Below are 26,974 nucleotides of genomic sequence, written 5' to 3' on the forward strand. Positions count from 1 at the left end.
GCGCCCTGCCCTAACATCCGAGCATGACGGTCCTGCCTGACGACGGGCTCTCACTGGCCGCCGAGTTCCCTGACGCGACGCATGAGCAGTGGCAACGCCTGGTCGAGGGTGTACTGCGCAAGTCCGGCAAGGAAGTCTCCGGCGCGGCGGTCGAGGACGCCCTGTCCACCACGCTCGAGGACGGGCTGCGCACCCGGCCGCTGTACACATCGCGCGACGCCGCGCCCGACCCCGGCCTGCCCGGCTTCGCGCCGTTCACCCGCGGTGGCCGCCCGGTCGGCAACACCCCCGGCGGCTGGGACGTCCGGCAGCGGCACGCGGCGCTCTCCGACGGCTCGGTGCTGACCGACCTGGAGAACGGCGTCACCTCCCTGTGGCTGGTGCTCGGCGAGGGCGGCATCCCGGTCGCGGACCTCGGCCGCGCGCTCGACGGCGTCTACCTGGACCTCGCCCCCGTGGCTCTGGACGCCGGCGCCGACACCGAGGCGGCCGCGGAAGCGCTGCTGAAGCTGTACGAGGAGCGGGGCGTCGCCCCCGAGCAGGTGCGCGGCACCCTGGGCGCCGACCCGCTGGGCTACGAGGCCCGTACCGGCACCCCGCTGGACTTCGCCCCCTTCGCCGCGCTCGCGGCCCGTGCCGCCGCGTACCCGGGGCTGCGCGCGCTGACCGTGGACGCGCTGCCGTACCACGAGGCGGGCGGCTCGGCCGCGCAGGAACTGGGCGCCTCACTGGCCACCGCCGTGGCGTATCTGCGGGAGCTGACCGAGGCCGGGCTGAGCACCGAACAGGCGGCCGTGCAGATCGAGTTCCGGTACGCGGCGACCGCCGACCAGTTCCTCACCATCGCCAAGCTCCGCGCGGCGCGCCGTGTCTGGGCGCGGGTCGCCGGGGTGTGCGGGGCGCCGGGAGCGGGCGCCCAGGTGCAGCACGCCGTGACCAGTCCGGTGATGATGTCCCGGCGCGATCCGTGGGTGAACATGCTGCGGACGACGGTCGCCACACTGGCCGCCGGGGTGGGCGGAGCCGACTCCGTGACGGTGCTGCCGTTCGACCACGCGCTGGGTCTGCCGGACGCGTTCGCCCGCCGCATCGCCCGCAACACCTCCACGATCCTGGTCGAGGAGTCGCACCTCGCACGGGTCGTCGACCCGGCGGGCGGCTCCTGGTACGTGGAGCGGCTGACCGACGAACTCGCGCACGCCGCCTGGACGTTCTTCCGGACGATCGAGCAGGACGGCGGCCAGGCCGCCGTGTTGCGCTCCGGCCGGCTCCGCGACGACCTCGCCCGCACCTGGCAGGAGCGGTCCGCGAAGCTCGCCAGGCGACGCGAACCCATCACCGGGGTCAGCGAGTTCCCCTTCCTGGACGAGAAGCCGGTGCGCCGCGAGCCCGCCCCCGAGCCCCCGTCCGGCGGCCTCCCGCGCGTGCGCCGGGACGAGGCGTACGAGACACTGCGCGCCCGCTCCGACGCCCACCTGGCCGCGACCGGCGCCCGCCCCCGAATCCACCTCGCCACCCTCGGTCCGGCCGCCGAGCACACCGCCCGCGCCTCCTTCGCCGCCAACCTCTTCCAGGCGGGCGGCATCGAACCCGTCACCGGCGGGAACTTCGAGGAGAGCGGCGCCACCGAGGCCGTGCTCTGCTCCAGCGACGCCCGCTACGCCGAGGAGGCCGAGCAGGCCGCCGAGGCCCTCCGCGCGGCGGGCGCCCGCCAGATCCACCTGGCGGGCCGCCCCGCCGAGTACGCGGGCGTCGACCACTACGTCTTCGCGGGCTGCGACGCCGTCGCCGTCCTGTCCGCGGCTCTCGACCGCATGGGAGTGTCCTGATGGGAATCCCCGACTTCTCCGGCATCGAGCTGGGCACCCCGTCCGTCGACGGCGGCGCCGAGGAGTGGCGTGCCGCCGTCAAGCGGGACACCGGGGGCGGTGAGCCCCTGTGGGAGACCCCCGAGGGCATCGAGGTCAAGGCGCTGTACACCGGCCGTGACCTGGAGGGCCTGGACTTCCTGGACACGTATCCGGGCATGGCGCCGTACCTGCGCGGTCCGTACCCGACGATGTACGTCAACCAGCCCTGGACGATCCGGCAGTACGCGGGATTCTCCACGGCCGAGGAGTCCAACGCGTTCTACCGGCGCAATCTGGCCGCCGGCCAGAAGGGGCTGTCGGTCGCCTTCGACCTGCCCACGCACCGGGGTTACGACAGCGACCATCCCCGCGTGACGGGCGACGTCGGCATGGCGGGCGTCGCCATCGACTCGATCCTCGACATGCGCCAGCTCTTCGACGGCATCCCGCTGGACCGGATGACCGTCTCGATGACGATGAACGGCGCCGTGCTGCCGGTACTGGCGCTGTACATCGTGGCGGCGGAGGAGCAGGGCGTACCGCCCGAGAAGCTGGCCGGGACCATCCAGAACGACATCCTCAAGGAGTTCATGGTCCGCAACACCTACATCTATCCGCCGAAGCCGTCGATGCGGATCATCTCCGACATCTTCGCGTACACCTCGCAGCGGATGCCGCGGTACAACTCGATCTCCATCTCGGGCTACCACATCCAGGAGGCGGGCGCGACGGCCGACCTGGAGCTGGCGTACACCCTCGCGGACGGCGTGGAGTACATCCGGGCGGGCCGGGAGGCGGGGCTGGACGTCGACGCGTTCGCGCCCCGGCTGTCGTTCTTCTGGGCGATCGGCATGAACTTCTTCATGGAGGTCGCCAAGCTCAGGGCGGCCCGGCTGCTCTGGGCCAAGCTGGTCAGGCAGTTCGACCCGCAGAACGCCAAGTCCCTTTCCCTGCGCACCCACTCGCAGACCTCGGGCTGGTCGCTGACCGCGCAGGACGTGTTCAACAACGTCACGCGCACCTGCGTGGAGGCGATGGCGGCGACCCAGGGCCACACCCAGTCGCTGCACACCAACGCCCTGGACGAGGCACTGGCGTTGCCCACCGACTTCTCCGCCCGGATCGCGCGCAACACCCAGTTGCTGATCCAGCAGGAGTCCGGCACCACGCGGGTCATCGACCCGTGGGGCGGCAGCGCGTACGTGGAGCGGCTGACGTACGACCTCGCGCGCAAGGCGTGGCAGCACATCCAGGAGGTCGAGGCGGCGGGCGGCATGGCGCAGGCCATCGACGCGGGCATCCCGAAGCTCCGGGTGGAGGAGGCGGCGGCGCGCACCCAGGCCCGTATCGACTCCGGACGGCAGCCGGTGATCGGCGTCAACAAGTACCGCGTGGACACCGACGAGCAGATCGACGTGCTCAAGGTCGACAACTCCTCGGTTCGCGCCCGGCAGATCGAGAAGCTGCGGCGGCTGCGCGCGGAGCGGGACGACACCGCGTGCCGGGACGCGCTGGACGCGCTGACCCGGGCGGCGGACGGCGAGGGCAACCTGCTGGAGCTGGCGGTGAACGCCGCCCGCGCCAAGGCCACGGTGGGCGAGATCTCGGACGCGCTGGAGAAGGTGTACGGCCGGCACGCGAGCCAGATCCGTACCATTTCAGGTGTGTACCGCAACGAAGCAGGCGAGTCCCCGTCGGTGGACCGCACTCGCGCCCTGGTGGACGCCTTCGAGGAGGCCGAGGGGCGCCGGCCGCGCATCCTGGTCGCCAAGATGGGCCAGGACGGGCACGACCGGGGCCAGAAGGTGATCGCCACCGCGTTCGCCGACCTCGGTTTCGACGTCGACGTCGGCCCGCTGTTCCAGACCCCGGACGAGGTCGCCCGGCAGGCGGTCGAGGCGGACGTGCACGTGGTCGGGGTGTCCTCGCTGGCCGCCGGTCACCTCACGCTGGTCCCGGCGCTGCGGGAGAGGCTGGCCGAGGAGGGGCGCGAGGACATCATGGTCGTGGTGGGCGGGGTGATCCCGCCGCAGGACGTGCCGACGCTTCTGGAGATGGGCGCGACCGCGGTGTTCCCGCCCGGCACGGTCATCCCGGACGCGGCGCACGACCTGGTGAGGCGGCTCGCCGCCGATCTCGGCCACGAACTCTGAGCCCGGTATGGCCACGATCGATCTCGACACCTATGTGAAGGGCGTGCTGGACGGGAAGCGCGCCCTGGTGGCTCGCGCGATCACTCTGGTCGAGTCCACCCGCCCGCAGCACCGGGCGCTCGCGCAGGAGCTGCTGACCGCGCTGCTGCCGCACAGCGGGCGGGCGCGGCGGATCGGGGTGAGCGGGGTGCCGGGCGTGGGCAAGTCCACGTTCATCGACGCGTTCGGCACCATGCTGACCGAGCGGGGCCACCGGGTGGCGGTGCTCGCGGTGGACCCGTCCTCGACGCGCACCGGCGGCTCGATCCTGGGCGACAAGACCCGGATGGAGCGCCTCGCGGTGGACCCGCACGCGTTCGTCCGCCCCTCCCCCAGCGCGGGCACGCTGGGCGGGGTGGCGAAGGCGACCCGCGAGTCCATCGTGGTCATGGAGGCGGCCGGATACGACGTGGTCCTGGTGGAGACGGTCGGCGTCGGCCAGTCGGAGACCGCGGTCGCCGACATGGTGGACTCCTTCCTGCTGCTCACCCTGGCCCGCACCGGCGACCAGCTCCAGGGCATCAAGAAGGGTGTGCTGGAGCTGGCCGACGTGATCGCCGTCAACAAGGCGGACGGTCCGCACGAGAAGGACGCGCGAGCTGCGGCGCGTGAACTCGCGGGCGCACTGCGCCTGATGCACGGCAAGGACGCCTTCTGGACCCCGCCCGTGCTGCACTGCAGTGCCCGGGAGGCGAGCGGACTGGACACGGTGTGGGAACGCCTTGAGCAGCATCGCGCCCTGCTGGACTCCACGGGCCGGCTGACCGCCAAGCGCCGTGACCAGCAGGTGCGTTGGACCTGGGCGATGGTGCGCGACGAGCTGCTCGGCCGGCTGCACGCGGATCCCGACGTCAGGCGCATCGCACCGGATCTCGAACAGGAGGTCAGGGACGGCTCGTTGACGGCGACCCTGGCGGCGGACCGGATTCTGCGGGCCTTCGAGAAGCGGAACGGGACGCTGTGACAGCCCTGTGACCGGAAGAGTGGCTTCCACCACAGCCGGTGGGGGCCGCTCCTGGTCGACTCGCCGGATGCGCGGATCATCAGCAGGTGCGGGAGTGCTCGCTCTTCTGGCTCTCGCCGGGTGCGGCACCGGCGAGCCCGGCGCGGGCGGGGCGCGGCCGGAGTCCCTCTGCCCCTCCAGGGCCCCGCGCTACGGGGAGGTCCCGCGCGAACGCGCCACGGCCACGGCAGACGCCCCGCGCCCGCCGGGCACGCCCACGCCGGTCCCGTCCGGCACGGGGACCGGCCGGGACGGGGTACGGATCACCAGGCTGTACGCCGGTGCGGTCGACGGGGAGGGCGTCTGCCGGCCGAGTTCCCTGACGGCGGAGTTCGAGGTGACCAACCCGGCCGCGCACGACATGACGTACACGGTCGTCCTCGACGCCAAGGGGTACACCGGGGCGAGCCGGGTCGTGGGGCCGGTCGGGCCAGGGAGGACCGTGCACACACGGGTGGCGATGGCCCCGGGCTACGGGGACACCTCGGGCGGCACCAGCGTGTCGCTCCTGTCGGTGCGCAGCGTCCCGAGCGCCGAAATTCCGGCCCCGGGCGGCCCCTGCCCCGCGTCAGGGGTGCGGGTGTACGCCGACGAGGGGGACGCGGCGATGGGGTTGCGCGTGGTGGGTCTGCACCTGGAGAACTGCGGCAAGGAGCCGTACGCGGTTTACGGCCGGCCGGAGCTGGAGATCCTCGACGCCGGGCACGAGCGCGTCGAAGGGGTGAAGGTACTGCCCTCCGCCGAGGTCGCCCAGCTCGGAGGTCCACCGGATGTGGCCCGCCCCCTCACCCTGCGGCCCGGCGAGCACGCCCTGTCCGGCATCGTCTGGCGCAACACGGTGGAAGCCGTCGACGGCGCCGTGAACGCCCCCTACCTCCGCGTCCGTGCCAGGGCGGGCGCCGCGCCGGTGACGGTGACACCGGAACTGGACCTCGGGACAACGGGCAGACTGGGGGTCCAGGCTTGGCGGAAGCAGGAGTGAGACGCCTTCCGCCTTTTCGGAAGGGGACGTGGTGGAGGACATCGCCTACGCCGACAAGGGGCGGCCCTCGCCGCACGCGCTGACCGGTGCCGGGGTCGCCGTGACCGACGCGGCGGGCCGGCTGCTGCTCGGCTGGTCGAAGAAGCGCGGGGTGTGGGAGCTGCCGGGCGGCAAGAACGACGCCGGGGAGGGCTTCGCGGAGGCCGCCGTACGGGAGTTGGCCGAGGAGACCGGGCTGCGGGCCGAGGCGGAGGACGCGCGGCTGCTGGCGCTGCTGATGGACTCCGCGCACGGCGTCCCGCGTGTGACGGCGGCGGTGCGGGTGAGCGCCTTCAAGGGTGAACCGAGCGTGCGGGAGCCTGAGTTGATCGACCGCTGGGAGTGGCACGATCCGGCGGCGCTGCCCCGGCCGCTGTTCACGCCGAGCGCGCACGTCATCGACACGGTGTGGCCGGGTCTGCTGACGGGGCTGCCGCCGGTGCACCGGTATCCGCTGGCGGGAGCCTGAGGGCTGTCCCGTGATCCCCGGTGGATCCGGGCGCGGCGGCAGACGCGGTGCATCGCAAGGCCGAGTGTCGTCCTCATGCCGGGCGCAGTCGGTCCAGTTCCCGGCTGATCGCGTCCCGCAGCTCGTCGTGGAGCGGGCCGAGCCTGAAGCGTTCGTCGCTCCACCGGTCGTGCGGATGGAGCCACACCGGTTTGCCCACCAGCTCGGCCGGCTCCCACTCGTAGCGCGGCCAGACGTGCGCGTGCAGGAACGGTTCGGTGTTCCCGAGGATCTCCAGGTTGACCCGGCGGAAGGCCGGGTCCAGCCTCCGGCAGGCACGCTCGACCGCCTCGCCGAGCCGGTCCATGTCGGACAGGAACGACAGCCGCTTCGCCCTCGGCAGGTCCGGCAGACGCTGCACGCCGGGCTCGTCGACGAGCAGGACCGAGTAGCCGGGCAGGAACTGTACGTCCCCGATCACCGCGAACCCCGCCGTCAGCCGTCGGAGCACGGTCGGGTTCTCGCCCCGCAGCGCGGTCCCGATCCGGTCCGTCCTCCAGTCATCGGTCATGGCGGGAACCTATCTCCCGGACCGTGCGGGGAGTACCAGGCCGTCCGCGCGCGACCAGGGCCTTCCGTTCGGATCAGGCCGGGCCGGTCACCGGCCCCCGCGAGCCCGGCATGATCCAGAAGGAGGGGGCCGGGCCCTGCCGCTCGCCGGAAGCGGGGCGGCAGGGCTCGTCCTCATCCGCTCAGGACTCGACGGTCAGTACCAACTTGCCCGTGACCCGCCCGGTGTCGCCCACCTCGTGCGCCTTGGCCGCCTCCGCGAGCGGATAGACGCCCTCGATGTGCGCTCGCAGCGCACCGGATGCGGCCAGCCCGGCGACCGCCTTCATCCCCTCGTGGTCCGCCTCGACGAGCAGCGTCTCCACCCGCACGCCCCGGGCCTCCGCCTTGGCCGCCTCGTCCGGATCGGCGCCGGGCAGCAGGGAGACGAGCACGCCCCCGGGCCGCAGCACCTCCAGCGAGCGTTCCCGGGTCTCGCCGGAGATGGTGTCCAGCACCATGTCGACGTCGCTCACGGCGTCCCGGAAGTCGACGGAGCGGTAGTCGACGACCTCGTCCGCCCCGAGCGACCGCAGGAACTCGTGCTTGGGCTCGCTCGCGGTGCCGATGACGTACGCCCCGAGGGACTTGGCGATCTGCACCGCGAGGTGGCCGACGCCTCCGGCGGCGGCGTGCACCAGCACCCGCTGGCCAGGCTGGACGTCCGCCGTGTCCACCAGCGCCTGGTAGGCCGTGAGCGCGGCGAGCGGCAGCGCGCCCGCCTGGACGTGGTCGATGGACTCGGGCTTGTGGGTGAAGGCGCGGGCCGGACCCTTCACGTACTCGGCGTGGGCGCCTACGCCGTACGGGTAGGGCAGCATGCCGAAGACCTCGTCGCCGGGCTTGAACAGGGTCACGCCGTAGCCGACCTCCTCGACGACGCCCGAGACGTCCCAGCCGAGGACGAGGGGGAGCCGGTCGAGGAAGAGACTCTCGGAGCGGTGCTTCCAGTCGGTGGGATTGAGCCCGGCGGCACGGACGGCGATCACGATCTCGCTCAGGCCCGGGGTCGGGCGGGGCAGCTGGGTCTCCTTGAGGACGTCGGGGGTTCCGTACTCGTCCTGGCTGATGGCGCGCATGGTGGCGTTGTTCGTCATACGTCCAGGTTCACCCGGGACGGGCCGACGTACCATGGCATGAATGCCATCTTTCAACGGGATCGTGCCATGACCACTCCGCACCGCGTCGTCGTCCTCGCCCTGGACGGGGTCTACGCCTTCGAGCTGGGCATTCCCAGCCGCGTCTTCGGTTCGGCCGGGGGCCGCTACGAAGTACTGACCTGCTCGGCCGACGGCGGGCCGGTCGCCACCAACTCCGACTTCTCGGTAGCGGTCGGGCACGGGCCCGAGGCGCTGGCGACGGCGGACACGGTCGTCCTCGTGCCGTTCGACGTCTCCCTGGTCCAGCGCGGCCTGCCCCCGAAGCTGGAGGCGGCACTCGCGGCCGTACCGCCCGGCACCCGCATCGTCTCCATCTGCACCGGCGCCTTCGTTCTGGCGGCCGCCGGACGGCTCGACGGCCGGCGCGCGACCACCCACTGGGCCCTCGCGGACACCTTCCGCGCCTGGTTCCCGTCGGTCGACCTCGACCCGGACGTGCTGTTCGTGGACGACGGCGACCTGCTGACCTCGGCGGGCGCGGCCTCGGGGGTCGACGTGTGCCTGCACGTCGTGCGGCAGGACCACGGCGCGGCCGTCGCCAACGACGTGGCCCGCGAGTGCGTCGTCCCGCCGTGGCGGGACGGCGGGCAGGCGCAGTACATCCAGCGCCCGGTGCCCGAGGAGCAGGCCAGCGGCACCTCGGCCACCCGCCAGTGGGCGCTGGAGCGCCTGCACGAGCCGCTGTCGCTGGCCGAACTGGCCGGGCACGCCCGGATGAGCCTGCGCACCTTCGCGCGGCGGTTCAACGAGGAGGTCGGTACGAGTCCGGGGCGCTGGCTCATCCAGCAGCGCGTCGCCCGCGCCCGGCACCTCCTGGAGACCACCGACCTCGCCGTGGACGACCTCGCCGCGCAGGTCGGCTTCGCCACCGGGACCTCACTGCGCGAGCATCTGCACGCGGCGATCGGGGTGACCCCGCTGGCATACCGGCGGACGTTCCGGGGAGTCGGGGTGGAGTAGACGTCCCCGCAGGTCAGGGCTGCTCGGCTTCATCGCCACCCCGAGGGGCACCCGTCTACAGTCGAACGGGGAGCCGCTGCCCCCCGGATCCCGGAGCGTTTGGAGAGACCTCATGTCGAAGATCCTTTTCGTGATGACCGGCGCCGACCACTGGACGCTGGCCGACGGCACCCGGCACCCGACCGGCTTCTGGGCCGAGGAGGCCGTCGCGCCGTACGAGGCGTTCAAGAAGGCCGGTGACGAGGTGGTCGTGGCCACCCCGGGCGGGGTCGTCCCGACTGTCGACAAGGGCAGCCTCGCGCCGGAGGTCAACGGCGGCCAGGAGGGCGCCGACCGCGTCGCCGCCGCGCTTGAGGCCGCGCCCGAGTTCAAGCACCCGGTCAAGCTGGAGGACGTGGATCTCGACGGCTACGACGCCGTCTTCTACCCCGGCGGCCACGGCCCCATGGAGGACCTCGCGGTGGACGCCACCTCCGGCCGGCTGCTGGTCGACGCCCTCGACTCCGGCAAGCCGCTCGCGGTCGTCTGCCACGCCCCGGCCGCGCTGCTCGCGGCGACCCGGCCGGACGGCGGCAACGCCTTCGCGGGCTACCAGGTCACCGGGTTCTCCAACGCCGAGGAGGCGCAGGCCGGTTTCGCCGACAAGGCCAAGTGGCTGCTGGAGACGCGGCTCGCCGAGGCGGGCATGGACGTGCAGGTGGGAGAGCCGTGGGCGCCGAAGGTCGTGATCGACCGGAACCTGCTCACGGGGCAGAACCCGGCGTCCTCCGCGCCGCTGGCGCAGGAGGTCCTCAAGCGGCTGGGCTGAGGAACCCGCTCAGGCGCCGGCCGCCTCCCGGCTGATGCGCTCGAACTGCGCGCCCATCGCCCCGGAGAGCGCCTGAGCCGCCGAGAGGGGGCGGACCATGACGGTGAAGTCGTCGATCCGCCCCTCCTCGTCGAAGTGCAGGAAGTCGCAGCCCTGGATCTCCCGGCCGTCGACCGTGGCCGTGAAGACGAAGGCGTGGTCCCGCCCGCCCGGATCGGCGATCTCCTTCACGTACCGGAAGTCCTCGAACACCCGCAGAACGCCGCGCAGGATCGCGGCGGTGATCGCCTTGCCCGCGTAGGGCTTGAAGGCGATGGGGCTGGTGAAGACGACGTCCTCCGCGAGGAGTGCCTCGACGGCGTCGGTGTCGCGGTTCTCCACGGCGGCGCGGAAGGGATGCACAGGGTGCTCCTTACTCAACAAGTTGAATAGGTGTGTCGGAGAGTAGGGTGAGAACGTGACCCTGCGCAATGCGGTGATGGCCACCCTCCTGGAGGGCGAGGCATCCGGCTACGACCTGGCCAAGGGCTTCAACGCCTCGGTGGCCAACTTCTGGACGGCGACACCGCAGCAGCTCTACCGCGAGCTGGACCGGATGGCACGCGAGGGACTCGTCAGTGCGCGAGTGGTGCGCCAGGACCGCCGTCCCGACAAGCGTCTCTTCTCCCTCACCGACGCCGGCCACGACGCCCTGCGCGCCCACCTCGCCGACCCCATCACCCGCCCCACCGCCATCCGCGACGGCCTCCTGGTCAAGGTCAGTTGCGCCGACATCGGTGAACTCGCCCCCGTCCAGGCCGACATCACGGCCCACATGACCTGGGCCCGCGGCAAACTGGCACGCTACGAGCGCCTGCGCGAGCGGCTGTTGAACGGCCGCACGGAGGACGAGTACCTGACGGAGGCGGATCGCGTGGGCCCCTACCTCACCCTGCTGCGCGGCATCGCCTTCGAGGAGGAGAACCTGCGGTGGGGGGAGCTGGCACTGCGCGTGCTGACGGCACGCTCCTCGTGAACCCCCTGCCGCCGAAACCCCGTCGGAGGGTTTCGGCGGTGTCCGCACGGAGGTCTAGGACCTGTCCTCGGCGAGCACCCTCAACTCGGCCAAGTCCTCTTCATTCAAGTCGAGTTGTTCCGCAGACTTCAGCAGCGCGGCGATCTCGTCCCCCCGGTTCCGGTCTGCGAGGAACTGCGCGTAGTAGACGTACGCGGTCTCGTCCTGGTGGGCGAGGGCCTCGCGGAAGTGGTGGTCGGCCTGGGACCAGTGCTCCAACTCCTCATGCAGAAGAGCGAGGTTGAGGTAGGCGCTGGTCTCGCCGTCCTCCTTCGCCGCGGCCTCGTAGTGACGTACGGCCTCCTCGGGGGCGCCGGTGTCGGCCAGGTGGAGGGCGTAGGCGAAGTGGGCGCCGGTGACCTCCTCGGCGAGGGCCTCGCGGAGGTGGGTGCGGGCCGACTCCAGGTCGTCCAGGGCGTGTTCGGTCTCACCGAGCACGGCCAGTACGGAACGGTGCCCGGCGTCCAGCGCCTGCTTCAGCCAGGGCAGCGCCTCCTCGTACTTCTCCTCGTCCGCGAGGAGGCGGCCGAGATTGCCGGCCGCCATGGTGTCGCCGCGATCGACGGCCCGGCGGAGCAAGTCGGTCGCCTCGTCCAGCCGTTCGTCGTCCTCGCTGAGGAAGGCGCCGTAGTCGTTGAGGGCGCGGGGGTTGTCGTCGACGAGCGCCTGCCGGTAGTACTCCTCGGCCTGCTCGCGGTCCCCCAGTTCGTCGGCCAGGACGGAGGCGATCATCAGGGTGACGTCCCGGCCCCGGTCCGCGGCCGACCGGAGTGCCGCCAACGCCTCCTTGGGCCGCTCGAGTTCGACCAGCAGCTCGGCGAGAGCCTCGTAGGCGGCGGGGTTGCCGCCCTGCGCCTCGGCCTCGACGGTCTCCAGCGCGGCGTCGATGTCGCCCCACTCGGAGACGAGGTCGAAGATCCTCTCCGCCACCTCGTCGTCCGGACGGTTCCAGGCCCGCAGATAGAGGGAGAGGGCGGCGGCACGGTCACCGGCCACGAGGCGCTGCGCGGCCTCGACGGCCAGGTTGCTTTCTGTCATGGGAACATCTTCCCGGACCACCGGGGGACTTCTCACCGCCGCCCCCGCCCAGGCCTCGTCCGACCAGAGGGGACGGCGGCGCAGTCCGCGCCGGCGGGCGCTCAGCCGGGGATCAGCACGGGCTTCTGAGGAAGGCCGCCGTCCTTGTCACAGCGGAGTTCCCTGGCCATGGCCAGGGAGAAGGAGTGGGCCACGGTGGCATAGGCGTTTTTCAGGGCCTTTATGTTGTCCTGGGGATCTCGGGGCATGCCCCAGTACTCCACGCCGATGGCGATGTGGGCCACACTCGACGAGTCGAGCAACCTCGGGCTTCGGCAGGCGAAGAAGACATACGCCTTTTCCGTTGCCGCATCGGTGCGCTCCCCCATCTTCAGCACGGTGAACTTCGGTGCCGGCGCACCCGTGGGGGCGCTGTCTTCCAGGCTCCAAGTGATTCTGAGCTGAAAGTTCGGCGTACCGATGGCCGTGAAGATGCGGCAGGCGTCCTCTCGGCCGACGCCGATGGACGGAAACGTGAAAGCAAGCTCCTTCGCGGCCTGCGCGACGGTGTACTTGTCCCCCGAAGCCTCGAACCGCGACGACCCGGTGATCACCTTCAACGCCTTCGACGCGTCGTCGGAGATGGCACGGCCGCCGCACAGTCGTGTCCCCGCGACGACCTTGTAGTCCTTAGGGAGGCCGTCCTTGTCCTCGTCACCGCTACAACCCGTGGCCCCGAGTAGCAGCGAGCCGACCGCGGCCGCGACAATCAGTCTCCTGCGTACCGACCTGCTATTGAACACTTTTCGCATCCTTACGTGCCCTCGGCAGTCCGCCGACATCAGCCGGTCTCCGGGTCGTTGCCCTGCTGCTTCGCCCGGTCGTTGCCGACCCCATAGCCGATCAGCATCGATTCGAGCAGGTCCTCCCGGAAGCGACTGTCCCTGCCCATGCCGTGAAGGGCCAGGAAATCCTTGGCAGGGGCCTCGGCCATGCTCTCGCCGGCGGAGTAGATCTTGGTCTTCTCGTCGCGGGTGAGATCCTCGAACTTCTCCTTGTGCTCATCCACCGAGTTGTCGGCGGCGTCGCCGACCACCTGTCCTATGACCTGCTCGACAGCACCGCTGGCGGTGTCGGTCGCGAGCGGGATGAGTACCGCGGCCGCGCCCACCGCCGCCGTCGCGGGCAGGAAGGCGACGCCCGCCGCGAGGCCGGCCGTGGCTCCGAACTCGACCCAGCCGGCCCGTTTGGCGACCGCCTTCTCGTAGTCCTCGTGGGTCTTGAGGTTCGTGGCCTCGACCTGGTCGGCGCGGGACTGGTCGAGCATGCCCTGCACCTCGGCGCCGGTACGCACGGTGGCCCTGGCAGCGCCTTCGCTGATCTTCCCGTCCGGTCCTACCGTCTCCTCGAGCGCGCTGCGGGTGTAGACCTGCTCCGCCGCCGAGACCGTCGCGTAGGCGTCCGGGTGCTGACCCAGCGTGCTGAGGAAGCCCCGTACGACGCTGCGCCCGTTCCCGTCCGCCGTGTCCGCGAAGTCGAGATGCCCGTCCGGATTCCTGCCCGGCGCGAACACGCTCTCCGGATCGTTCTTGTCCAGGGCCCAGTTGATGTCGTCGATGTAGCCGGCGCCCATGGTGCCCAGGCTGTCGGCCATCGCCTCGTGATGCTTCTTCAGCAGTTCGGGGTCGGCTCCGTACTTCTCCATGACCTTCTGCATGATCGCGGCGTTGTCCGCGTCCCGCACCACGTGGGTGTCCGGGTGCCCGGCCGGGTAGCCGAGGGTCGCCGCCTCCAGGGCGTGGCCGAGAGCGTCGGGCATCTGGTCGAGCGACGCCTTGAGCTCCTTCGGATCGAGCGAGTTGACGTCCGGGAAGGACTCCCACTTCTCGTTGCCGAAGAAGTCGAGGTAGTTGCCGATCGCCTCGCCGTCCTTGTTCTTCCCGAGGTCGGCCGTGGCGCCCTGCCGCACCGTGCCGTCCTCGTTGTACGCGGTCGGCGGGTCGGCGAAGAAGTGCTTCGCCGCGTCGGGGCTGTTGCCGAGGGCTTCGAGCATGGCGGTGGCCGGGTCGTAGCCGGCTCCGTTCACACCGGAGGGGTTGAACGGGTTCTTGAACGGACTGTTCACCATCTTGTTCTCGGCGAACATGTAGGGGTCCTTCTGGTGCAGCTGCGCCACGTGTTCGGCGATCGGGTTGAGGAACCTGGCGTCGTAGTTCCCGTACCGCATGATGCCGCCGAGGAGCTGGTAGCCGAACGGCCCGCCGTAGTCGTGCTTGGCCAGCGGAATGCGCTCCGTACCCAACTTGCGCAGGTCCGGACCCCACTTGTCGGTGAACTCCTTGTCGTGGGAGGCGGTGGCCAGGTTGAGGCCGAGGTTCCTCTGGAGCTCCTGCACGTCCTTCAGACGCTCCGGGTCGACCTTGGTGTAGTCGTACGTGTCCGTGGCGAGCTGGCCGAAGAACGCGAGTGACCTCTCGGGGCCGAGCTTCCCGTAGAAGTCCTTGGCGAACTCCGCCGACGAACTGTTGTCCTTCAACAGCTCGTTGAGCTGCTGGAGTTCGGCGTGGGTGAGGTCCCGGCCCTTGGCCGCGAGAGCGGCGGCGCGGGCGGCCTCCTCCTGGTCCAGCTTGGTGTACGTGGGGGCGCTGAAGTCCTTGCGGTCGGTGACGTTGGCCTCGAGCGTGTTCCTGAGGGCGACGTCGGTGTCGTTGCAGTTGTCGACGATGAGGTCGATCCTCTTCTGCCACGACTCGATGCTCTGCCTCTCCTGCTGGAGAAGGTCGCTGTAGTCGGGGTCGTGCCGCGCGCCGGAGATCTCGGACACCGGGTGCCGCGCCGTGACCTTGCCGCGGCCGTCCACGCGGATGCCGGCCGCGGGCCCCTCGTGGTCACGGATGCCGATCAGGTCGTCCTTGGCCTTCTTGATGGCCGCGTGACCCTCTTCCAGGATCAGCTTCACGCCCTTGGCCTCGGCCGCGGCGTCCGCGAACTCCTTGACCGTCTTGCCGATGAACGCCCTGGTGACCCCGGCGTTGACGCCCTCCCAGTCCGCCTTGTCCGCCTTCGCCTTCATGCCGTCGGCGGCGTCCTCGGCGAGCTTGTCCAGCTTCCCCGCCATCTCCGACCAGTCGTCGGCAGCGGCCTTCAGCTTCGCCACCGGGGCGTCGATGATGTCCTCGTACTTCAGCATGCCGTGCGCTCCCCCGAGCCCTATTTCATGTCTTGAGTGAGCACGGAGATCCGCGTCAACTCGCCCGTGATCCTCACCTCGTCCGCAGCGTGCCGCGCCTTGCTGTAGTCGAGGTGGTTCGAAATCTGCGCGCAGGAGTCCAGCAGGGTCTTCAGGTGTGTCTTCCAGAAGTCGTGCACCTTCAGCACGGCGGAACCGCTGACGAAGTTCCCGTTGGTCAGCGCCGTGGCTGCGTCGAATGTGGACGCCCGGGCGATGTCGCCCTCCTTGCCCATCCGGCCCAGCAGGTCGTACGCGTCATTGCCGACGGCGCCGAGATCGTCCCGGTTGACCACGAGGTCGTACCCGCCGCCGGCCCCGCCGCCCTCGGCCGGAACACTGTTGAGCCGCACGGCGGTCCGCTCGGCCGCCGCCGCACGCATCTGTGCCCACTCCTGCTCGAACGCCACTGCTTCCCCCAAGTCCCTCCGGGCCGGCGCCCACCATATCCACGGTGCCGTCGGCCCGATCAAGTCCCCCGCACGATGACGGGACGAGGCAGGGCGTCGCCCGCGTGAGCGGCCGAAACCCTGCCTCGCAGGACGAAGTGGTGTTCGGGGCGGGTCAGGACGGCGGCTGGAGCACCGAGTCGACCACGTAGATGGTGGCGTTCGCCGCCTTGATGTTGCCGCAGACGATGTTCGCCTTGCCGTTGACCTTGAAGTCGCTGCCTGACCCGGAGGTGGTCAGCTTGGCGCCCTCCAGCGTGGTGAAGGAGCCGTTGGACAGCTGATCGGGCGTGATCTGCTTGTCCACGACGTGGTAGGTCAGGACCTTCTTCAGCTGTCCCTCGTTGCTCAGGAGCGAGGAGAGCTGGGAGGTGGTCACGTTCTTGAACGCCTCGTTGTTCGGCGCGAAGACCGTGACGGCGGACTTGCCGTTCAGGGCCTCGGTGAGATGCGCCCGGACGGCCGCCGAGACGAGCTGACTCAGCTGCGGGTAGGCGGCCGCGGCGTCCACGACCTTGTCCTTGGCCGTGTCGGCCTTCTGGGAGAGCGCCGAACAGCCCGACCCGAAGGTTCCCGAGGGGCTGGGGGACGCGTCCTGCGCGCTGCTCTGGGATGTGAGAGCACCGAGCGCGAGCGGAATGGCGGCCAGAGTGGCTCCGGTGATCCTGACCGTGTTCATGCGGGTGAGCCTCATCGCAACTCCCTCCCAAGGAGGTGTGAGCGCCGGAAGGCGGCTTGCGGGAAAGTCCCGCGCTGCCGGGCGGGTTGGGGGCCTGCACGGCCACGCCCTGGGCGGCTCTGCCCAGTCCCACGTCAGGATAGGCAGCGCGGGCTGAGGGCCGCATCTCGATACGCGGTACATGCCGTCCCACCTGGGGCAATGACGCGAACCTGCCCTCTCCGCACCCACCGCTCCGGCGCCTTCCGGAGCCGTTTCGCCACTCCAGGGTGCGGCGCGGCGAGGACCGGTCGGCGGTGGACGGCCGAGGCGGGTGGACGAAGGCGGCAGGACGAACCGTGCGTCTGCGGGAGGGTGACCTTCAGGCGGCGGGGCCGCCGGCCGTGTGCCGCAGGTGCGCGTCGATGAGGGCGAAGGTGGCCTCGGGCTGTTCCACGTGCGGAAGGTGGCCCGCGCCCCGGATCACCTCCAGGCGGCCGTCGCCGAAGGCACGCGCGTACGCCGCCCCGTAGGCGGGGGTCACCACGCGGTCGCTCTCGCCCCACAGCAGCAGGGCAGGGCACTCCACGGCGGCGAGCCGTCCGAGCAGTTCCGGGTCGTGCATGTACGGGTCGCCGGCGAGGACGTGCATGGTGGTGCGGTTGGCCTGCCGCAGAGCCAGCTGGGCGGGCGGCAGTCCGGCGGGATCCGCGTAGAACCGGTCGGGCTCGTGCCAGGAGTGCTCGGCGAGGGCACGGGCGTCCATGGCGAAGAAGTCGGCGATCGGCGCGTCAGGGACGTGTACGCCGACGGCGTCCAGGAGGACGAGGCCGGTTACGAGGCCCGCGGTGTCGCGGACCGCCATCTCGGCGGCGATCCAGCCGCCCAGCGAGGAGCCGACGACCAGGACGTCGGACAGCCCGCGGTCGCGCAGGAGCCGCAGATATACCTGGGCGAGTTCGCCGATGCCGCTGATGCGCTCGGGGCGATGGGTGCCGTCCCAGCCCGGGTGGACGGGTGTGAGGGTGTGTGCGGCACCGGACAGGTGCGCGGCGAGTCCCGCGACCGTGGCTGGCCCTCCGCCGCCGTGCAGGACGAGTACGGGCCGGCCGGCGCCGGCCTCGGTCAGGGTGAGGTTCAGGTCGGCGTACTGGTCCGCCGTGAAGTCCGTGGTGGTCATGACAGGACTCTAACTAAAGATGTTTATATAAGCTAGCTGTGTTGTCCCGTAGGATTCTCGAATGCATGACGAACTGCAACGACTCGGGCGCGCCGTGAAGCTGGTCCAGTACCGGCAGCACCGCGCGCTGGACGGCGCCTTGGCCGCGGCCGGGACGACACTGGCCCAGTGGGACGCCCTGCGGGCGATCGGGCGCCGTCCGGGAGCGTCGGCCCGCGAGCTGGCCGCTGCGACCTTCCAGAGCGAGCAGGCCTTCGGCGCGCTCGTCGGCCGGCTGGTCGCCCGGGAGCTGGTCGAGCGCAGGCCGGGGCACGGCCGCCGCATCGAGCACCGGCTCACCCAGGGGGGCGAGAGCACGCTGGCCGCGGGCCACCGGATCGCGGACGAGGTGCTGGCCTCGTGCTTCGCGCCCCTGTCCGACGCGGAGCGGTCGGCCCTGCTCGCGCTGCTCGGACGACTGACGGGACCGGCGGATCAGGACGGCGCGTCACGGTGACCGCACGAGGGAGTCGCGGAGCCGCGTCTCCGCCGCCGGCCCGGGGCCGTCATGGCGGACGCCTCTGACGACCGGCACGGCGGGGGCCGCGCCGCGGGCGGGGCGCACGGGTCGTCGGGGTCCGGACTCAGGCGGTCGCCGTTACGGCCCGGAACGCCCGAGGACGGACTCGCCACAGCGAGGCCATGACGCCGGAGACCGGCGCGGAACAGGGCGTATCCGCACCGGCGGGGTCAGCTCCGCGGACGCACAGCGGGCCGCCCGGGGTGTGGGCTACTTCCCCACGCCGACCCTCTCGTTGTCGAGGAGCGCGGTGTGTGTGGCGGCGGTGATCATCAGAAAGATCAGCAGAAGCCCGGGCACCGGGCTGTCGTCCTTCGTGTCCGGGCTGATCGTGTACGCGGTCAGGAACACGGCCGCCTCTCCGACGACGTAGGTGACGGCCAGCCACGGCTTCACCACGCCCTTGGCGGCGGCGACCACGAACGGGACGGCAGCAGCGAGTCCGAGGGTGACGAGGGGCACCAGCGTCCACACGATCTTCGCGCCGATGTTGCGGAACATGCGCGGACGGACGGGGACCAATGGCTGGTCGAAGTAGGGGTTGCCGGCCAAAACGCTCTCCTCTGCCGCTGGGCGGATGTCAGGCAGCTTGCCGCGACCGGGGCCGGCTGTCACACGTTCCGCGGAAAGGGAGGGAGCGGGTTCGGGCGGCGGACCGCCGGACGGGCGGTCATGTCGCCGCAGGCACAGTGGAGCAGAGCGTCGCGCGAAAGTCACGACCCCGCGGATGCGGTCCTCTCCCGGGGTTCGTGCCCTCCTCCCTCCCGTGACCGCGGAAGCAGACCGCACCCGGTCCTGCGGGCGCCTGGTTCGGCGGTCCGCGGAGCGGGTGCGGTCAGGGGATCTCGCGGTCCGGCGGTCCCGCCCTGGCGGGACCGCCGATGAGGCGCCCTGTCACCGGTGGGGCGCGAAGCCGACGAAGGAGCCGGGCACTTCGCGGTGCTCAGGTGCCCGCCTGCTCGTCGCCGGCGTGCCGGATCAGGTGTAGGGCAGCCGGAGGATCGCCCGGTCCCCGGTGCCGAGGCTGCTGGGGGCGTTGCCCAGGGCGTTCCAGACCTTGACCTGAACGGTTCCGTTCTTCAGGTCGCAGAGGGCGCCGTCGGCCGTGGCCTGTCCGGCTCCCTCGGTGTAGTGCTCCCAGCCGGGCAGCGGGTCGGTGGCGAAGTACCGGTAGGTCTCCACGCGGTCCCACTTTCCGCTGCCGCCGCAGTCGTACGACACCTGCATCTGGACTCCGTTGCCCACCGCGTTCTTCGCGTCCACAAAGAGATCGAACCGAGTGGTGCCACCGGCGTACTTCAGGTCCAGTCCGGAAGCGGTGAACGTCAGGGGCTTGTACGGGGTGCCGTCGTGGTTGACACCGTCGGCCGGCGCCACGGTCACACTGTCCGCGTTTCCAGCCGTACCACTCAGCGTCCCGTCCCCGCCCAGGTACAGCGTGGGCGACGAACCCGCGCCACCGGTGGGAGTGGGAGTGGGAGTGGGGGACGAGGTCGGGGTGGAGGTCGGGGTCGGGGTCGGGGTCGGGGTCGGAGTAGGGGTGGACCCGGTACCGCCGGGCGCGCTGCCGCCGCTCCATGTGTGGGCGCCTGCCGTGACCGTCTTCCCGGCGGGTACCTGCACGGTGGTTCCGTCGGAGAAGTGCACGGCGGTGTCGGTGCCGGTGATGTTGGCGGCGACGTAGGTGCGTTCGCCGTTCTTGACGAAGGCCGCGGTCAGCGGGCTGTCGGCGGTGATGCTGGTGTCGACGGTGCCCAGTGCGGCGAGATTGCGGATCCAGTGGAAGGTGTGGGCCTTGCTCTCACCCTCCTCCGAGGCGAAGGAGTTGTCGGCGCGGAAGTCGGCCAGGGCCGCGTCCGCGTCACCGAGGGCCCGGTACTCGTACCAGATGTCGGGCCAGATGCCGGGCCGGGTCTTGCCGGACTGGTCGAGCATCTCCTGGTAGTTGGCCCTGACATAGGCCGGGTCGTCACCGAGGTAGAGGTGCCCGCCGGTCACCGGCAGCAGGTTGATGCCCTGGATCTGCTCGGGGGCGCTGGAGAACCAGGTGGAGTAGGCGCCGCCGTTGCTCCACACCATGCCGACCTCCTTGTGCGGGAAGTCGCCGGGGTATACCTGGTCATGGGTGTCGAACCAGTAGTCCTCGATGGCCGCGGCCTGGGTGGTGTACATGTAGATTCCGGCGTCGCGGACCGCCTTGTTCCCCGTCGCGACGCCCCACTGGATGAGCGCGTTGTCGAAGTTCATCCCCTCGGACGAGGACTCCTGGTTGTTGCCCGCGGCGAACGAGCCGTGGCCGGAGGCCCAGTCGTGGCCGGCGTAGATGTCGAAGTCCCGCAGGTAGGGAAAGCGGCTGTCGGCGCGGTCGTAGTTGTTGGCGTCCCGGATGAGCTGGTCGACCATGCCGCCGTAGTGGTCGGCGTCCGCCCAGGCGGGATCGAACCTGGCGAGGGTCGCGGCGGCGGCGACGAAGTAGCCGTAGTGGAAGTGATGGTCGTTCAGCTCCTGATCGGACCCGTAGGAGGCCGGATAGCCGATCAGGGTGCCCCAGTTGCGGTCGTAGTAGAACAGATGACCCGACTTCCCCGACGACGCGGTGAACCAGTCCGTCAGCTTGGTCCTGATCGCGGACAGGGCGGCGTCGCGCACGTCGGTCTTGCCGGTCTGGTCGGCGATCTCCGCCAGGCGCGCGGCGCGTCCGAGGCCCTTGCCGGTCCAGTAGGTGTCGTCGGTCTGCTGCCTGGTGGGGTCGGACTTCTCCGCGTTCAGGTAGTTCTGCAGGGTGGTGGCGTCGGCCCCGGAACTGTCGGCGACGGCCGGCACCTCGGGGAGCACACCGTGGAAGACCATCGACGTCGTGAAGGAGCGGATGCCGGCGAGCACCTTCAGCGGACCGCGCGAGGAGACGTACTTCTGCGGCAGCGGGCTGCCGTCGGCCAGGTTGCGCCACTGGTGCGGCATCAGCGCCGCGACCGTCTCCTTGCCGCTCCCTTCCATGGCGGTGGTCGTGTAGCCGTACTTCGTCGTGACGGTGCTGCTCGCCTCGTCGTAGGAGTACGACACCGCGGTCCCGGTGACGTGGTTGTAGGCGTACTTGGCGTACTCGTCCGCCAGCGCCGCCCGGTCGGCGGCCGAGGTGGACGTCGTGGTGGGCAGCACCGCGATCGAGAAGTAGTCCTTGCCGCCGAGCGAGGAGGTGAAGGTGGTGCCGGAGCCGTCGACCGACCAGGTGGCGCCGCTCGGGGCGAAAGCCACGTAGTCGTGCCCGGCGATGGTGTAGCCCAGCATCGGACCCGTGCGGGACCAGACGTCGGCCGTCGCGCCGGACGCCACCTTGATCTGAGCGTCGCCGCCGGTCGCCCGGAAGTACGCGAAGGGCAGACCGGAGCCGATGGTCGCCCGCAGTTTGTGCGCTCCGTCGCTCAGGACGGGGCTGACGGTCCAGTCGCTCCAGTCGTCGACCTTCACCTCGGGGGCGCCCAGGCCGGCCACTCCGGCGACGAAGTCCTCGGCGTAGTTGAAGTGGTACTCCCCCACGCCCTTGGCGCTGCCGGAGATCGCCGGCTTGGTGCTGTAGGAGACACCCAGCCCGCCCGACTGCGCGCGGAATCCGAGCGGCTGGGCGAACAGGGGCTCACCGTATGCGCAGTTGGTGCGCTTCCACAGGATCGACGACCACCAGTCGTTGGTGGGGACAGCACCCGACGGGGCGTTGGACGTCACCCAGTGGCGCGGATTGGTGGACAGATCCCCACAGCCCGAGGGCAGCGGGCCGGGAGCCGTGGTGGTGTAGCTGCCCGCGCCCACCGTGTCGGCGTCGGCCGGAGCGGAGTTGAGCACGGTGAGAACGGCACCGAGGAGGGCGGCGACGGCTGCGAACACCGCCGCCCGGCGCCGGGGGGCGGACCACCGTGGCACGGCCCGTGATTGCCGAGCACTGTCTCTTGGCATGAGGAGACCCTTCAGCAGAGGCGAAGCGAACGAACGGCCCGCACCCCCTGGGTTCGGGGAAGCGAGGGTGAACAGTGCAGCGCGACATTCATATCTCAGGCTGCGGGGGCAGAGAGCTCTGGATTATGGTGTTTGAGAGCGCTCTCAATGTTGGGAGATTAGGGTTGCTCCACGAGCCCGTCAATACAATCCGCAGTGATCGTTCAACCGAACGTCACTGAATGATCTCTTCCGGCGTCACCTGCACGGCCGCCCGCACAGCCACCCGTGCGCCGCCACGACCGGGCAGAGGACTCCGGCACCCGGGCACCGGACGGCCCGCGCCCGGCACGGAGCCGGGCCGGCTCGTCCCCGGAGCGGGCGAGCAGGCATCAGCGCGGGTACCCGAACGCGGCACGGCCGCCGGCGGCCCGGCGGGCGATCCCGGACCCGGCAGTCAAGTCGACTACCGGACAGGGCACTTCGTGCAGGGGCGTTACCAGCGCCTGAGGGGGAGGCAGCTCAGGCACCTGATCCACCGCAGCGACGACTGCGCGCCCGCACCACACCCGGTACCCGCCTTCCCGGAAGCACCCCGGGTCACGGGCCGGCGCGGCGGGGCCGCGGGCGCGTCGCCGCAGGGCCTCCGGCGAGGTGGCCGGGGCGCTCGCGGAGCGGGCGGGCATGCGACGGAATCCGGTGCGCGTCGGGATCCCCCGCTGTGCCACCCGTGTACCGGGACGCGCGGTCGGACGGGCGGAGCAGGACGCCGAGGACAGCCCTCGGGGGCCTTTCGTCCGGACCAGGCCGGACCCCGCGAGCCCGGCGTGATCCGGACGCGAGGCCCTGGCGGTCCCTCGCCGCTGCTGCGGCGGACGGGATCAGACACCTGGTCTTCGGCGGATGAGACCCAGGTCGGTGGCGGTGGCGACGGCGGCGGTGCGGGAGTCGACGTCGAGCTTGGCGTAGACGCGGGCGAGATGGGACTTGACCGTGCCCTCGGTGAGGTGGAGGCGCGCCCCGACGGCCTGGTTGGACAGGCCGTCGGCGACCAGGGTGAGAACCTCGCTCTCGCGGCGGGTCAGTGCGGTGCCGGGGGTCCGCAGCCGGTTCATCAGCCGGTCGGCGACGGAGGGCGCGAGCGTGGTCCGTCCGGTGGCCGCGGTGCGTACGGCGGCGGCCAGGTCCTCGGGGGGAGCGTCCTTGAGGAGGTAGCCGGTGGCGCCGGCCTCGATGGCCGGGAGGGTGTCGGCGTCGGAGTCGTAGGTGGTGACGATCAGCACGCGGGGAGCGTCCGGCCGGGCGGTGATCCGGGCGGTGGCCTCGGCACCGCCCATGCCTCTGCCGAACTGCAGATCCATCAGGACGACGTCGATGTCGCCTGCGGCGGCGCGGGTGACGGCCTCCTCGGCCGTGGCGGCTTCGGCCATGACGAGGAGGCCGGGCTCGGTCTCCAGCACGGCGCGCAGCCCGGCCCGTACGACGGGGTGGTCGTCGGCCAGGAGGAGGCGGATGGGAGCGGGATCGGTCACGGGCGGGCCCCCCGCTCGGCGCCGGCCACCGGGGTGCGGGGCAGCCGGGCGGCCAGGGCGGTGCCCCGGCCGGGGGCGGAGTCGATGGTGAGGGTGCCTCCGAGGGCGCCGGCGCGGGCGCGCATCGCGGTCAGCCCGAAGCCACCGGTCTCGGGGTCGGGGACGGGCAGGCGGGCGGGGTCGAAGCCCTGTCCGTCGTCGACGACGTCGAGAGCCACGTGGTCCCCGAGGTAGGTGAGGGTGACGTCGGCGGTGGTGGCCTCGGTGTGCTGGACGGTGTTGGCCAGGGCGGACTGGGCGATGCGCAGCAGCGCGACCTCGTGCGCGGTGGCGAGCGGAGCGCGGTCGCCGGCGAGGTGGAAACGCGCGTCGAGCCGGTGCCGGGCGGTCGTGGTGCTGCAGAGCCGGTCCAGGGCGTCGGCCAGGGTGGCGCCTTCCAGTGCGGGCGGGCTGAGGGCGGCGACGAAGCGGCGGGCCTCCGCGAGGTTGTCGACGGCGGCCTGCCGCGCCTGCTCGACATGGCGGGCGGCGATCTCCGGGGCGTGGGGCAGCGCCCGTTCGGCGGCGCGCAGGAGCAGTTGGACGCTGGAAAGCCCCTGGGCGAGGGTGTCGTGGATCTCGCGTGCCAGGCGGTCGCGTTCGGCGAGGACGCCGGCGGTGTGCTGGGCCGCGGCCAGGTCGGCGCGGGTGGCGGTGAGTTCCTCGATCAGACGCCGGCGGCGCTCGCTCTCCAGGTACAGGGCCTGGTATCCCCACACCACGGCGACGGCCACGGCGGCGCCGAGGGCGGGGCCGAGGGCCATGGCGGGGCTGAAGGAGTGCCGGTGGGCGGCGAAGCCCGCGATGGCCGCGACAGCGGTGGCGGCCACGGCCACCAGTCCGCCGCGGCGGGACAGCAGGTGCAGTTGGAGGAAGTACAGCGGGAAGGCCACCCACACGGCGTCGGAGGACAGGGCCAGCAGCACCAGCCAGCAGGCACCGACGACGGCCAGCCACAGGGCGGCGGCCCGCCGCGAGCGGCGTATGCCCGGAAGCAGCGGGCCGCCCGTGTACACCAGGCCGCACACCGCCGAGGCGGCGACGACCCACCCGGCGTGGGCCCGGTCGTCGACCACGGCCCGGCCGGCGGCCAGGGCGAGCAGTCCGACGATCAGCAGGTGCAGACACCAGGCCAGGGCACGGGTGGTCGGGGTCAGGGCGGGCGCGGTGGAGTTCACAGTGCGTTCCAGGATACGGAGACCGGTGTGCCCGGTGCCTCCATCGAAAGTTGGAACCCGGCTGGCGTCTTCCGGCCCGTGAAAAGCGCTCCTGGGCCGGAAGCGCGCGCGGGAGGCCGTCGGTGACGGTGGGGCCGGACCGCTGCCACCGCCGGAAAGGACAGGACCGTGTTCGTCGCCTGGAGAGACCTGAGATTCGCCAAGGGGCGCTTCGCCCTGATGGGGACCGTCATCGTGCTGATCACGCTGCTGGTCGGGCTGCTGTCCGGACTGACGGCCGGCCTGAGCCGGCAGAACGTCTCCGCCATCACCTCCCTGCCCGCCGACAGGATCGCCTTCCAGGCGCCCGCGAGGGGCCAGGACCTGTCGTACACCGACTCCACCGTCACCGGGCGGCAGTGGCGGGACTGGTCCGAAGCGCCCGGTGTCGAAAGCGCCGAACCGCTCGGGATCACCACCACCAGGGCCACCGCCGGAGACAGGAGTACCGGAGTCTCGGTCTTCGGTGTCGCTCGCGGCTCCCGCCTCGCGCCCGACAGCCGCAGGATCGACAGCGGCGCGGTGGTGCTGTCCACGGCGGCCGCGGACGGCCTCGGTGTCGGGGCCGGTGACGCCCTGACCCTGGCGGGGCGGCGGCTGAGGGTGTCCGCCGTCGCGGGCGAGGCCCACTTCAGTCACACTCCGGTGATCTGGACCAGCCTGGACACCTGGCGGCAGGCCGCACCACCGACCGGCGCCGACGACGGCCCGACCGCGACCGTCATAGCCCTGAGCACCACCTCCGGGACCGATGTCGCGACCATGGACCGTGCGGCCGGGACGAAGACGGTGTCCATCGGCGACTCCCTGTCCGCGATCGGCTCCTACACCTCGGAGAACGGCTCCCTGCGGCTGATGCGCGGCTTCCTGTTCGCCATCTCCGCCCTTGTCATCGGCGCCTTCTTCACCGTCTGGACCATTCAGCGCAGCGGCGACGTCGCCGTCCTCAAGGCACTCGGCGCCTCCACCCCCGGCCTGCTGAAGGACGCGATGGGTCAGGCCGTCGTCCTTCTCGCCGGCGGCACCGTGACCGGCACCGGCATCGCCGCCGCCGTCGGGGCGCTGGTGTCCGGCTCCTCCGTGCCGTTCCTCCTCGGCCCGGCCACCGTCCTGATCCCGGCCGTCGTGATCGTCCTTCTCGGCGCGCTCGGAGCGGCCCTGTCCATCCGCCGCATCACCTCAGTCGACCCGCTGACCGCCCTGGGGAACGCCCGATGAGCCTCACTCTGACCGACATCACCCTCACCTATCCCGACGGCGACACCCGCCTGACCGCTCTGGACCGGGTGAGCCTGGAGGTTCCCCAGGGCAGTCTGACCGCCGTGGTGGGCCCCTCCGGGTCCGGCAAGTCGAGCCTCCTGGCGGTGGCCGCGACCCTGGTCACCCCCGACTCCGGCACCATCGCCGTCGACGGCCGGAGCACCACCGGTCTCACCCGCGGCGAGCTCGCGGAACTACGCCGCCACAGGATCGGCATCGTCTTCCAGCAGCCCAACCTGCTGCCCTCGCTCACAGCGGTCGAACAACTCCAGGTCATGGCCCGGATCGACGGCCGCGCACCCCGCACCGCCCACTCCCGCGCGATGGAGTTCCTCGATGCCGTGGGCCTCGCCGACCAAGCCGGACGCCGCCCCCACCAGCTCTCCGGCGGTCAGCGCCAGCGCGTCAACATGGCCCGCGCCCTGATGAACGACCCGGCCGTCCTGCTGGTGGACGAGCCCACCAGCGCCCTCGACCACGAACGCGGCGCCGCCGTCATCGCCCTGATCACCCGCCTCACCCACGAGCAGGCCACGGCCACCGTCCTGGTCACCCACGACCGCACCCACCTCACCGCCGTGGACCAGGTCGCCGAGATGCACGACGGACGGCTCACCCTCCCGACCGCGGTCCGCTGATCGTCGGGGGGCGCGCTGCACGGATGTCCGTCCCTCAGGAACTCCGCCCGCGGAACGGACCACCACCTGTCACCGCGGCCCCCTCCGGGAGCGCCCGCAGGTGTCCGCCGTCGAGGGTGGGGCCCCTGCCCGCACCGGGTGAGGCTTTGGGCTGCGGCGTT

Annotated in this window: 24 protein-coding genes; 11 read left to right on the forward strand and 13 right to left on the reverse strand. The window is 71.4% G+C overall.

Annotation, left to right across the window (positions count from 1 at the left end; translation table 11 throughout):
* Nucleotides 1–23: 23 nt before the first annotated feature.
* The 5 genes from ACWCV3_RS14885 (at nucleotide 24) to ACWCV3_RS14905 (ending at nucleotide 6,535) form a co-directional block, all read left to right on the forward strand.
* On the forward strand, nucleotides 24–1,829 hold the full coding sequence (locus tag ACWCV3_RS14885) for a methylmalonyl-CoA mutase family protein (RefSeq protein WP_451223143.1): 1,806 nt from the start codon (nucleotides 24–26) through the stop codon (nucleotides 1,827–1,829).
* Nucleotides 1,829–4,003: a methylmalonyl-CoA mutase gene (scpA, locus tag ACWCV3_RS14890; RefSeq protein ID WP_451223145.1), complete on the forward strand. Its 2,175-nt coding sequence runs from the start codon at nucleotides 1,829–1,831 to the stop codon at nucleotides 4,001–4,003. The genes ACWCV3_RS14885 and scpA overlap by 1 nt, the downstream gene beginning before the upstream one ends.
* A 7-nt stretch (nucleotides 4,004–4,010) precedes the next feature.
* Nucleotides 4,011–5,006: a methylmalonyl Co-A mutase-associated GTPase MeaB gene (meaB, locus tag ACWCV3_RS14895; protein WP_451223147.1), complete on the forward strand. Its 996-nt coding sequence runs from the start codon at nucleotides 4,011–4,013 to the stop codon at nucleotides 5,004–5,006.
* 94 nt (nucleotides 5,007–5,100) lie between these two features.
* Nucleotides 5,101–6,027, forward strand: coding sequence for a DUF4232 domain-containing protein (locus ACWCV3_RS14900; RefSeq protein ID WP_451223149.1), 927 nt, complete (start codon nucleotides 5,101–5,103; stop codon nucleotides 6,025–6,027).
* A 28-nt stretch (nucleotides 6,028–6,055) separates the two neighbouring features.
* Nucleotides 6,056–6,535, forward strand: a complete 480-nt coding sequence (locus tag ACWCV3_RS14905) for a nucleotide triphosphate diphosphatase NUDT15 (protein WP_451223151.1) — start codon at nucleotides 6,056–6,058, stop codon at nucleotides 6,533–6,535.
* 73 nt (nucleotides 6,536–6,608) lie between these two features.
* Here ACWCV3_RS14905 and ACWCV3_RS14910 read toward each other — a convergent pair whose 3' ends face one another.
* Both ACWCV3_RS14910 and ACWCV3_RS14915 read right to left on the reverse strand, forming a co-directional pair.
* Nucleotides 6,609–7,085, reverse strand: a complete 477-nt coding sequence (locus ACWCV3_RS14910) for a diadenosine tetraphosphate hydrolase (protein WP_451223153.1) — start codon at nucleotides 7,083–7,085, stop codon at nucleotides 6,609–6,611.
* A gap of 181 nt (nucleotides 7,086–7,266) precedes the next feature.
* Nucleotides 7,267–8,202, reverse strand: coding sequence for an NADP-dependent oxidoreductase (locus ACWCV3_RS14915; protein WP_451223252.1), 936 nt, complete (start codon nucleotides 8,200–8,202; stop codon nucleotides 7,267–7,269).
* A gap of 87 nt (nucleotides 8,203–8,289) precedes the next feature.
* Here ACWCV3_RS14915 and ACWCV3_RS14920 point away from each other — a divergent pair, with 87 nt between their 5' ends.
* Nucleotides 8,290–9,243: a GlxA family transcriptional regulator gene (locus ACWCV3_RS14920; RefSeq protein ID WP_451223155.1), complete on the forward strand. Its 954-nt coding sequence runs from the start codon at nucleotides 8,290–8,292 to the stop codon at nucleotides 9,241–9,243.
* Nucleotides 9,244–9,355: 112 nt separating this feature from the next.
* Nucleotides 9,356–10,051: a type 1 glutamine amidotransferase domain-containing protein gene (locus ACWCV3_RS14925; RefSeq protein WP_451223157.1), complete on the forward strand. Its 696-nt coding sequence runs from the start codon at nucleotides 9,356–9,358 to the stop codon at nucleotides 10,049–10,051.
* Nucleotides 10,052–10,060: 9 nt separating this feature from the next.
* On the opposite strand, the gene ACWCV3_RS14930 is transcribed toward ACWCV3_RS14925, so the two are convergent.
* Nucleotides 10,061–10,453, reverse strand: a complete 393-nt coding sequence (locus ACWCV3_RS14930) for a nuclear transport factor 2 family protein (protein WP_451223159.1) — start codon at nucleotides 10,451–10,453, stop codon at nucleotides 10,061–10,063.
* A 55-nt stretch (nucleotides 10,454–10,508) separates the two neighbouring features.
* On the opposite strand from ACWCV3_RS14930, the gene ACWCV3_RS14935 reads away from it, so the two are divergent.
* Nucleotides 10,509–11,066: a PadR family transcriptional regulator gene (locus tag ACWCV3_RS14935; protein WP_451223161.1), complete on the forward strand. Its 558-nt coding sequence runs from the start codon at nucleotides 10,509–10,511 to the stop codon at nucleotides 11,064–11,066.
* Between the two features lie 54 nt (nucleotides 11,067–11,120).
* Here ACWCV3_RS14935 and ACWCV3_RS14940 read toward each other — a convergent pair whose 3' ends face one another.
* From ACWCV3_RS14940 to ACWCV3_RS14965, 6 genes are all read right to left on the reverse strand, one after another.
* Nucleotides 11,121–12,143, reverse strand: coding sequence for a tetratricopeptide repeat protein (locus ACWCV3_RS14940; RefSeq protein WP_451223163.1), 1,023 nt, complete (start codon nucleotides 12,141–12,143; stop codon nucleotides 11,121–11,123).
* 101 nt (nucleotides 12,144–12,244) lie between these two features.
* Entirely contained in the window at nucleotides 12,245–12,934 is a 690-nt protein-coding gene (locus tag ACWCV3_RS14945; RefSeq protein WP_451223165.1) for a hypothetical protein, read from the reverse strand.
* A 29-nt stretch (nucleotides 12,935–12,963) separates the two neighbouring features.
* Entirely contained in the window at nucleotides 12,964–15,312 is a 2,349-nt protein-coding gene (locus ACWCV3_RS14950) for a hypothetical protein (protein ID WP_451223167.1), read from the reverse strand.
* A 20-nt stretch (nucleotides 15,313–15,332) separates the two neighbouring features.
* On the reverse strand, nucleotides 15,333–15,761 hold the full coding sequence (locus ACWCV3_RS14955; RefSeq protein ID WP_451223254.1) for a hypothetical protein: 429 nt from the start codon (nucleotides 15,759–15,761) through the stop codon (nucleotides 15,333–15,335).
* A gap of 154 nt (nucleotides 15,762–15,915) precedes the next feature.
* On the reverse strand, nucleotides 15,916–16,494 hold the full coding sequence (locus ACWCV3_RS14960; protein WP_451223169.1) for a fasciclin domain-containing protein: 579 nt from the start codon (nucleotides 16,492–16,494) through the stop codon (nucleotides 15,916–15,918).
* A 346-nt stretch (nucleotides 16,495–16,840) separates the two neighbouring features.
* Entirely contained in the window at nucleotides 16,841–17,638 is a 798-nt protein-coding gene (locus ACWCV3_RS14965; RefSeq protein ID WP_451223171.1) for an alpha/beta fold hydrolase, read from the reverse strand.
* A 61-nt stretch (nucleotides 17,639–17,699) separates the two neighbouring features.
* On the opposite strand from ACWCV3_RS14965, the gene ACWCV3_RS14970 reads away from it, so the two are divergent.
* A complete protein-coding gene (locus tag ACWCV3_RS14970) occupies nucleotides 17,700–18,134 on the forward strand; it encodes a MarR family winged helix-turn-helix transcriptional regulator (protein WP_451223173.1) in 435 nt (144 codons plus the stop codon).
* A 273-nt stretch (nucleotides 18,135–18,407) separates the two neighbouring features.
* Here the strand turns inward: ACWCV3_RS14970 and ACWCV3_RS14975 are convergent, their stop codons facing one another.
* The 4 genes from ACWCV3_RS14975 to ACWCV3_RS14990 form a co-directional block, all read right to left on the reverse strand.
* A complete protein-coding gene (locus tag ACWCV3_RS14975) occupies nucleotides 18,408–18,749 on the reverse strand; it encodes a hypothetical protein (protein WP_451223175.1) in 342 nt (113 codons plus the stop codon).
* A gap of 426 nt (nucleotides 18,750–19,175) precedes the next feature.
* Entirely contained in the window at nucleotides 19,176–22,115 is a 2,940-nt protein-coding gene (locus tag ACWCV3_RS14980; protein WP_451223177.1) for a glycosyl hydrolase, read from the reverse strand.
* A gap of 893 nt (nucleotides 22,116–23,008) precedes the next feature.
* Nucleotides 23,009–23,659 carry a response regulator gene (locus tag ACWCV3_RS14985; protein WP_451223179.1) on the reverse strand — a complete coding sequence of 217 codons (651 nt, stop codon included), beginning with the start codon at nucleotides 23,657–23,659 and terminating at the stop codon, nucleotides 23,009–23,011.
* Nucleotides 23,656–24,876: a sensor histidine kinase gene (locus ACWCV3_RS14990; protein WP_451223181.1), complete on the reverse strand. Its 1,221-nt coding sequence runs from the start codon at nucleotides 24,874–24,876 to the stop codon at nucleotides 23,656–23,658. The genes ACWCV3_RS14985 and ACWCV3_RS14990 overlap by 4 nt, the downstream gene beginning before the upstream one ends.
* Nucleotides 24,877–25,044: 168 nt before the next feature.
* Between ACWCV3_RS14990 and ACWCV3_RS14995 the strand changes: the two genes are divergently transcribed.
* Entirely contained in the window at nucleotides 25,045–26,133 is a 1,089-nt protein-coding gene (locus tag ACWCV3_RS14995; RefSeq protein ID WP_451223183.1) for an ABC transporter permease, read from the forward strand.
* Entirely contained in the window at nucleotides 26,130–26,813 is a 684-nt protein-coding gene (locus tag ACWCV3_RS15000; protein WP_451223185.1) for an ABC transporter ATP-binding protein, read from the forward strand. Before ACWCV3_RS14995 ends, ACWCV3_RS15000 begins: the two co-directional genes overlap by 4 nt.
* The last annotated feature ends 161 nt before the right edge of the window (nucleotides 26,814–26,974 follow it).

Source organism: Streptomyces sp. NPDC001781 (genome assembly GCF_053596035.1).